Origin of the sequence: Providencia sp. PROV130, from assembly GCF_028482225.1 — a bacterium.
Classification (GTDB): Bacteria; Pseudomonadota; Gammaproteobacteria; order Enterobacterales; family Enterobacteriaceae; genus Providencia; species Providencia rettgeri.
On record NZ_JAMPQC010000028.1, the window covers coordinates 104,569 to 111,201 of the forward strand.

Here is a 6,633-nt window from a genome sequence, read left to right on the forward strand (position 1 = left end):
TTTTAAATTAAATTTAACGTCATTCACCTGATTTAATTACATAATGCTGAATAATATGCCTTTTGTTTTACGCCCATACCAACAAGAAGCTGTCGATGCGACGGTCGATTATTTCCGTAAGCAGACTCACCCTGCCGTAATTGTCCTACCAACTGGCGCAGGAAAAAGCTTAGTGATCGCTGAATTGGCACGGCTTGCTCGTGGGCGAGTTCTGGTATTAGCGCATGTAAAAGAATTAGTTGAGCAGAATCATGCTAAGTACCTCGCATATGGCCTACAAGCCGATATATTTGCCGCAGGCCTAAATCGCAAAGAATCTCAAAGCAAAATCGTTTTCGGCAGTGTGCAATCTGTTGCTCGTAATCTTAAGGCGTTTGACGCACATTTTTCGCTAGTAATTATTGATGAGTGCCATCGCATAAGCCTAAATGATAAAAGCCAATATCAACAAATCATCCAAGCTTTACAGGCCAATAACCCTTCATTACGTATTTTAGGGTTAACCGCCACGCCCTACCGTCTCAACAGTGGTTGGATTTACCAATACCATTACCATGGTATGGTACGTGGCGATGAAAACTGTTTTTTCCATGAGTGTATTTATGAACTACCTCTACACTATATGATTAAAAATAAATTCTTAGTACCACCTGAACGCTTAGACATGCCTGTCCTTCAATATGATTTTAGCCAAGTTTCACTGACATCATCAGGTATTTTTAATGAACAAGAACTTAATTTGTCATTAAAAAAGCAACAACGCATTACCCCTAAAATTATTGAGCAAGTTATTGAATATGCAGCACCATTACAAGGCTGTATGATTTTTGCGGCAACGGTCGAGCATGCAAAAGAAATTTTGGGCTATTTACCCCAAAACAGTGCGGCATTAGTGACAGCTGAAACCCCTGCTGCTGATAGGCAAGCAATAATTAAACAATTTAAAAACAAAGAATTACATTATCTAGTTAACGTTTCAGTATTAACAACTGGGTTTGATGCACCTCATGTTGATGTGATTGCAATTTTACGACCAACAGAGTCAGTGAGCTTATACCAACAAATTGTTGGCAGAGGATTACGCCTCTCTGAAGGAAAAACCCGCTGCTTAATCTTAGATTATGCAGGAAACCCACACGATTTGTTTCGGCCTGAAGTGGGTTCTAGTAGACCCAATTCAACCAGTGTTCCCGTGCAAGTTTTCTGTCCATTGTGCCAATTTGCGAATATTTTTTGGGGCAAATGTACCTCTGATGGGCAAATTATTGAACATTACGGCCGGCGCTGCCAAGGCTGGGAAGAAGATGAAAATAAGCAGAAAAAACAATGTGAATTTCGTTTTCGCTTCAAGCAATGTCCACATTGTGGTGCAGAAAATGATATTGCTGCTCGTCGCTGCCAAAAATGCCTAGAGGTGCTTACTGACCCTGACGATATGCTAAAAGCCGCATTAAAACTTAAAGATGCATTAATCATTCGTTGCGGTGGCATGCAATTCATTACTGGGAGTGATACCAAAGGTGAATGGATTAAAATAAATTATTTTGATGAAGACGGAACTCGCGTTGCAGAACGTTTTCGCCTAGCAACGCCCGCACAAAAACGCGTATTCGAATATCGTTTTTTACGAGAGCATCAGCGTGCTCCTGGTGTTCCATTTAAATGGAATAATGCAAATGATATATTATTGCAGCAATCATTATTACGTTATCCCCAATTTATAGTTGCACGCAAAAAAGAGCGTTTTTGGGAAATTAGAGAGAAAATCTTCGATTATCAAGGGCGTTTTCGCGTTGCAGATTCCCTATCATAAAGTGAAAACGATCATAATGATTGCCGGATGACGGATTTTTCGTTAAAATGCCGCCCGCCTTCCGATATCTTATTCACTGAATGAAGTATCCATTGGCCAAATCTCGAACCTGCTGCTGGGTCGCCTGTAGCAGGAATTTATATTTTCTTTTTATAGAGAAATAGTAATGTTAACTATCAATGCAATTGAACGTAAAGAGCAGGGTAAGGGTGCGAGCCGCCGCCTGCGCAGAGATAACCAGCTTCCAGCTATCGTTTACGGTGGCAACCAAGAAGCTATCTCTGTAACTCTTAACCACGATGAAATCATCAACCAAGAAAGCAAAGCAGAATTTTACGAAGTTCTGAACCTGGTTATCGATGGTAAAGAAACAAAAGTAAAAGTTCAGGCTGTTCAACGTCACCCATTTAAGCCAAAAGTGACGCACATTGACTTCCTGCGCGCTTAATTAAAGCCCACAGCCGAGCTTTAGAATTTTCGGGACGCCGAGTAAATAACGCCGCAATTGCGGCGTTATTTATTTCTATCTATTCAACATCACGGCCTATTTAGCACCCCGGCGTTGTAATTGGTCACGCAAATTAGGTGGTGTACCGCGAATGGTCAACGTATCAGTTACAGGGTCCCAAAAGATACGCTCTCCCATAAGCATCGCATCAAAGCTAATCGTGATCCCTCCGCCACTTCCAGAGAACTTCGTTAATTGCTTCAACGTTCCTCTATCGGCTGGGAAACTTTCTTCAAGTTGATAATCATTTTGGCGAGCGAAATCGTCAAAGCTTTGTTCTTCAACCATTGGCAACTCTTTTGCCAGCGCCTGTAGCTCAATTTCCTCTCCAGATTGTAATTGTTCTGTACAATAACTATGCACTTGCTGGCGATAAGCTTGACGCGTATTTTTGTCCATTTGTGCATTATCACAAAAATCGTCGAGTGCCTGTACCAAGCCTTTATTCTGAACTTTTGCGTTTAATCCCTCTGATGCAGCCAAAAAGTCCATAAAGAAATCAGACACTTTTCGGCCTACTCTGCCTTTTAAGAAAGTTAAATAGCGTTTTGATTCCGGATTGGTCTCCCATTCGGTTAAATCAATACGAGCAACAATATCTGCATGAGGGATGTCTAAATAATGTGTGGTGCCTAAATCCAATGATTCCGTGACAAACATGCTGTCACAACTATTGAGCACCGCAATTAATAAATATTCGACCGCGAGGTAACGGTATTGACAAAAAAGAACCACGCCCCCTTCAGCAAAAGGATATTTGGCTAATTCATCTTTCAAGCGAACGGTCATCGCACGGCTGAACCCTAAAAACTCCTCCTCGCCTTTACGCAATAACTTTAACGCGTCAGCAAGTTCACTTTCTTCGTTAAATTCACCAAAAGCTTTACTTTTTGCACTATAGACGCGATGTAATTCGGCCATCATGTCTTGTACGACACCATCTGCTGTCAATAAAGAATCCCGCAACATCACCTCTAGCGTTTGCTCATCTCTTTTAATTAACTGGTGTAAAGCTATCTGGTTAATTTCCAGACTCATTGTTGGCTCCTTCGTTATAGCGAAAATAATGTTGCGCGTATTCAAACATTGATATTATTCCTCTGCAACAGAAACCATCATTTGTTCTATTTTCAGCCTAATTACGCTGAACTAATACGCACTTTACGAATCTGAATTAGCATTATTATCACTTAAACAAAAATTTGTTGCGAAGAAAGAAGAAAAACCAGCTGTGATACGCTATGATATGTAGCTTTCATTAATTTAGGATGTCTCAATTTATGCCACAATCATCTCGCTATAGTGATGAAAAAGTTGAAGGTTTACTTTCTGACCTCGTGAGCGTGTTAGAAAAAAACCACACCCCTGTTGACCTTTCCCTCATGGTGTTAGGTAATATGGTAACGAATCTGCTGAATACGTCGGTTGCGCCTGCGCAACGTAAAATGATTGCAGAATCATTCGCAAATGCATTACTTTCTTCTGTTAAAGAAGATCAATCACACTAATTGATTAATGAAATAAACAGTATGGTCACCCACCTGCGCTACCGTGACAAAGTCTCTAACATGATTGGTTGGGGGCACTGGTTTGCACTATTCAATATACTGCTTAGCCTCGTGTTAAGTAGTAGCTATCTGTTTATTTTTGATTGGCCAGATACCCTAACTGGCCGAATTTATGCTTTCGTCAGTTGGATTGGTCACTTTAGTTTTGTGGTCTTTGCGACTTACTTACTAATTGTTTTTCCACTGACCTTTATTGTTATGTCTCAGCGGCTTCTAAGGGTACTTTGTGTTGCCCTCGCAACGGCTGGTACAACGCTATTAATTTTTGATATCCGTGTTTTTAGCCAATTTGGTTTGCATTTAACACCGCAAGTTTGGGACTTGGTCATCAACCCAACTAAGGGCGAGATGGCTCGTGAATGGCAACTGATGTTTATCAGCATTCCGATTATCTTTCTTGTTGAAATGTTATTTGCGACTTGGAGTTGGCAAAAGCTACGTAGTTTAAACCGCCAGACATTTGGAAAACCGCTTGCGGGTATTTTTATTGTGACCTTTATTATGTCACACCTGATGTATGCATGGGCCGATGCTAATTTTTATCGCCCTATCACCATGCAACGCTACAATTATCCATTGTCACAACCCATGACAGCCCGGAAGCTCCTTGATAGGTATGGTCTGTTAGACTTAACCGAACATCAAAACCGTGTATTCCAGCAAGGTAGCCCGACAGCACTTAAATTAAACTACCCATTGAAACCTTTAAGTTATTATGACCAAGGCGCCGATTACAACTTATTATTGTTGGTCATTGATGATCTTGGAGATAAATCTCAACAAGATTCTATGGGTGCGTTAAACGAATTTAAAGAAATCAGTACACAGTTTACGAATCACTACACTGCTGGCCTACGTAATGATACCGCGCTATTTGGCTTATTCTATGGTATTTCATCAACTTATTTCGATAATATTCTCAATGGTCGCCATCCATCAGCGCTAATCGAAGCCTTACAACATCAAGGGTATCAGTTTGGTTTGTTCTCAACAGATGGCTTTAATTCTCCATTATTTAGGCAAGCTATTTTAGCGGATTACTCATTACCTGCCAAAACAGCAGATAACGATAATTTAACGGTCACACAATGGAATAATTGGCTAGATAACCTTAAAAATGGCTCGCCTTGGTTCTCTTTCCTCAATATTAAAGGAACGCCTGGAAGTGCGAAAACCAATGAACAAATCAATCGCGTAATGGCTGTATTACAGCGTGATAATCGCTTGCAAAACACCATTGTTATTGTAACCGCAAATTACAATAACCAAGGAAAAGCAGAAAACGAGTGGTTAGATGGCAAACACTTCAATCGTAATAATATGCAAGTGCCACTATTCATTTATTGGCCAAACACACCAGCGCAGCAAATAGATAAGCTAACAAGCCATCAAGATGTCATGACAACATTGATGCAGCGTTTATTACATGTCAGTAATCCACCCGATGATTACAGCCAAGGTGAAGATTTATTTAGTGTTAAGCGTACTTACCCATGGGTGATCACCGGTGATAACGACGATGTTGTTATTACCACTGATAATGCCACTCTCTACATGGATCAAAATGGTCAGTTTAATATCTATGATAAACAAGGTGCTATAGAACGAAATGAAAAGCCTGATTTAGCTGAGTTGTTGAAGATCTTTACTGAGCTAAAACGTTTTAATGAAAATTAGTGCTTAAATATCAACCAGTCGTGTCGTCAGTCTATTGCTTTTAAAAGCAAATTGAGTAGTATTAATCAAAGTTCGGCATGTAGCGCAGCTTGGTAGCGCACCGTCATGGGGTGTCGGGGGTCGTAGGTTCAAATCCTATCATGCCGACCAACTTTATATAGAGAAACCAACCACTTAAGGTTGGTTTTTTTGTGCGGTGAGTTTGGGGCGGGTAAAAGTCGGGTAAAAGTCGGGTAAAAGTCCGACATAGTTATACCGGCTTTTACCCTTCCTTTCGTTAGGATTTATTATCCTACTGCTCTCCCTTCTCTTCTTCCTCTGCTTCACGTTTAGCTTCTTCTTACTCTAATACCCCGATCTAAATATCGATATAAACTGCATCACTCAAGTAACGTGTCTATTGACGGTCTTGGGAAGAATGAGAAGAAAACATATATTGAAGAAACACTAGAAGAGATATTTATCGATGGTGATTGGCTTCCTGAAACCCAAGAAGCCGAAGTAGAATATTTTGATAAGTGTTCTAGATGCGCCAACTACTCGAGCTGGCGCATTAGTTTTTATTGTTGCTCTGTTTATAAAATACTTGCTTAGCCTTGTTTCGTTTGAAGCCTGTATTATTTTTTGTAAAATACCCTCTCACCCTAACTAACTTACTTTGCAACTGGACTGATTGAGAGGGATATGGGAAATAAAGCAATCGGCAGCCTTATAAAAAATAAGCGGTTAGCTAAAAATATTTCAACCAAAGAAATAGCAAAAGGCTTAACAGCCTCTGAAAAAAAATATATACAATATGAAAGTGGTGAGTTATCAATATACATCGATGACTTATTCGCGATAGCTAACATTCTTGATGTTAGTATTCAAGAACTACTGAATGCGTATAGTAAGTGAAGCCGCAATAATGCGGCTTTTTTGCACCTAATTACAGCAATACGCTATTATCATCAAGGCCATACTGTTTACGTTCCACAGCTTCCTGCTCTGTCCTTTCCACTTCCTCTGCTGCACGTTTAGCTTCTTCTTGCGCTAATCGCTCTGCTTCTATCTTAGCGAGTCTCTCT

The 6,633-nt window shown here is 40.2% G+C and carries 6 protein-coding genes and 1 tRNA gene; 6 read left to right on the forward strand and 1 reads right to left on the reverse strand.

Annotated features, from left to right (window positions below; genetic code table 11):
- The first annotated feature begins 55 nt into the window (after positions 1 to 55).
- Entirely contained in the window at positions 56 to 1,813 is a 1,758-nt protein-coding gene (locus tag PSF28_RS18820; RefSeq protein ID WP_272685476.1) for a DEAD/DEAH box helicase, read from the forward strand.
- A gap of 166 nt (positions 1,814 to 1,979) precedes the next feature.
- Entirely contained in the window at positions 1,980 to 2,261 is a 282-nt protein-coding gene (gene rplY / locus PSF28_RS18825) for a 50S ribosomal protein L25 (RefSeq protein ID WP_004260060.1), read from the forward strand.
- Positions 2,262 to 2,357: 96 nt separating this feature from the next.
- Here the strand turns inward: rplY and yejK are convergent, their stop codons facing one another.
- Positions 2,358 to 3,359: a nucleoid-associated protein YejK gene (gene yejK, locus PSF28_RS18830; RefSeq protein WP_004911936.1), complete on the reverse strand. Its 1,002-nt coding sequence runs from the start codon at positions 3,357 to 3,359 to the stop codon at positions 2,358 to 2,360.
- Between the two features lie 242 nt (positions 3,360 to 3,601).
- On the opposite strand from yejK, the gene PSF28_RS18835 reads away from it, so the two are divergent.
- The 4 genes from PSF28_RS18835 (at position 3,602) to PSF28_RS18850 (ending at position 6,463) form a co-directional block, all read left to right on the forward strand.
- Positions 3,602 to 3,829, forward strand: a complete 228-nt coding sequence (locus tag PSF28_RS18835; RefSeq protein WP_004911940.1) for a YejL family protein — start codon at positions 3,602 to 3,604, stop codon at positions 3,827 to 3,829.
- Between the two features lie 21 nt (positions 3,830 to 3,850).
- Positions 3,851 to 5,566, forward strand: coding sequence for an LPS biosynthesis-modulating metalloenzyme YejM (yejM, locus tag PSF28_RS18840; protein ID WP_210840134.1), 1,716 nt, complete (start codon positions 3,851 to 3,853; stop codon positions 5,564 to 5,566).
- A gap of 73 nt (positions 5,567 to 5,639) precedes the next feature.
- Positions 5,640 to 5,716: transfer RNA gene (locus tag PSF28_RS18845), tRNA-Pro, on the forward strand.
- Between the two features lie 534 nt (positions 5,717 to 6,250).
- On the forward strand, positions 6,251 to 6,463 hold the full coding sequence (locus PSF28_RS18850; RefSeq protein ID WP_094961282.1) for a helix-turn-helix domain-containing protein: 213 nt from the start codon (positions 6,251 to 6,253) through the stop codon (positions 6,461 to 6,463).
- Positions 6,464 to 6,633 lie beyond the last annotated feature (170 nt).

Bases quoted from the DNA above. Each gene is read 5' to 3' on its own strand.
- PSF28_RS18835 (WP_004911940.1), top strand. From the start codon at position 3,602: ATGCCACAATCATCTCGCTATAGTGATGAAAAAGTTGAAGGTTTACTT.
- PSF28_RS18850 (WP_094961282.1), top strand. From the start codon at position 6,251: ATGGGAAATAAAGCAATCGGCAGCCTTATAAAAAATAAGCGGTTAGCT.
- rplY (WP_004260060.1), top strand. From the start codon at position 1,980: ATGTTAACTATCAATGCAATTGAACGTAAAGAGCAGGGTAAGGGTGCG.
- yejM (WP_210840134.1), top strand. From the start codon at position 3,851: ATGGTCACCCACCTGCGCTACCGTGACAAAGTCTCTAACATGATTGGT.
- yejK (WP_004911936.1), bottom strand. From the start codon at position 3,359: ATGAGTCTGGAAATTAACCAGATAGCTTTACACCAGTTAATTAAAAGA.
- PSF28_RS18820 (WP_272685476.1), top strand. From the start codon at position 56: ATGCCTTTTGTTTTACGCCCATACCAACAAGAAGCTGTCGATGCGACG.